Below are 1,143 nucleotides of genomic sequence, written 5' to 3'. Positions count from 1 at the left end.
AGACCTCCAAAAAAAGAAAGCCCCCCATGGACTTCCCCCTGCACCAACTCAGCATGACGGTCTTGATGACCCCCGACATGGCCAATTTCTCGGGCAACGTGCACGGCGGCGCGGTGCTCAAGCTGCTCGACCAGGTGGCCTACGCCTGCGCCAGCCGCTACGCCGGGCGCTATGTGGTCACGGTGAGCGTGGACCAGGTGATGTTTTTACAGCCCATCCACGTGGGCGAACTGGTGACCTTTTTGGCCAGCATCAACCATGCGGGCACCTCGTCGATGGAGGTGGGCATCAAGGTGGTGGCCGAAAACATCCGCGACCATGCGGTGCGCCATGTAAACAGCTGCTTCTTCACCATGGTGGCGGTAGACGACAACCGCAAGCCCGCGCCCGTGCCGCCTTTGCTGCCCGCCACGCCGGACGAAAAGCGCCGCTTCGAGCAGGCGATTTTGCGCAAGAATCTGCGCAATGAACTGCGCAACCGGTTCAAGGCAATCAAAGAAACTTCTGAATAAAATCAGGCTCCAGCGCTTATTCCATAAGCGCAAGAAGCTATAAAAGGTAGAGCAGCGGTAGTTTTGTGCCTACCGCAAGCCCAGCAGCAGCACCACCGCCAAAGCCAACACCACGGCCACCCCTTGCCAAAAAACCACCGGGTTGCGCTCCACCAGCGGCGGGGCGCGCTGCCGCAAGAATTGGGGGCCGGGAGCGTGCAGGTCGTGCACAAACTCCGACAGCGCCTCCTGGCGCTTGGCCGGTTGCGGGTGCAGGGCTTTTTGCAGCACGCCGTCCAGCCAGTCGGGGAGTTCGGGGCGCAAGTGGCGTACCGGTACATAGCGCAGCCGCTTCAGGTCGGCGGGCGACTGCAGCTGCGTGACCTGCAGGCCGTACGGCAGCTGTGCGGTCAGCATCTGGTAGGCCAGCACGGCCAGCGAGAACAATTCAGACCGCGCACTGCCGCTACCACCCGTGAAGTATTCGGGCGCGGTGTACTGCAGCGTGCCGACAATGGCATCGGCCCTTGCGCGCGGCGTGCCTTCGGTCAGGCCCGCCACGTGGGTAGAGGCGAAGTCGATGATCTTCACCGTGCCGGTGCGGTCAACCATCAGGTTCTCGGGCCGCAGGTCCTGGTGCAGCATTTCCTTG

At 62.5% G+C, this 1,143-nt stretch carries 2 protein-coding genes; one reads left to right on the top strand and one right to left on the bottom strand.

Going from position 1 to position 1,143, the window contains the following annotated elements; all coding sequences use genetic code 11:
- Positions 1–26 precede the first annotated feature (26 nt).
- Entirely contained in the window at positions 27–512 is a 486-nt protein-coding gene (locus AC097L_RS25570) for an acyl-CoA thioesterase (RefSeq protein WP_479589507.1), read from the top strand.
- A 69-nt stretch (positions 513–581) separates the two neighbouring features.
- On the opposite strand, the gene AC097L_RS25565 is transcribed toward AC097L_RS25570, so the two are convergent.
- Positions 582–1,143 (bottom strand): protein kinase domain-containing protein (locus AC097L_RS25565; RefSeq protein ID WP_479589506.1); only part of this gene is annotated, 562 nt, incomplete at its 5' end.

The organism is Rhodoferax sp. RT5P35 (assembly GCF_056521385.1).
This window is presented reverse-complemented; position numbering and strand designations above follow the sequence as displayed.

Bases quoted from the DNA above. Each gene is read 5' to 3' on its own strand.
- AC097L_RS25570 (WP_479589507.1), top strand. From the start codon at position 27: ATGGACTTCCCCCTGCACCAACTCAGCATGACGGTCTTGATGACCCCC.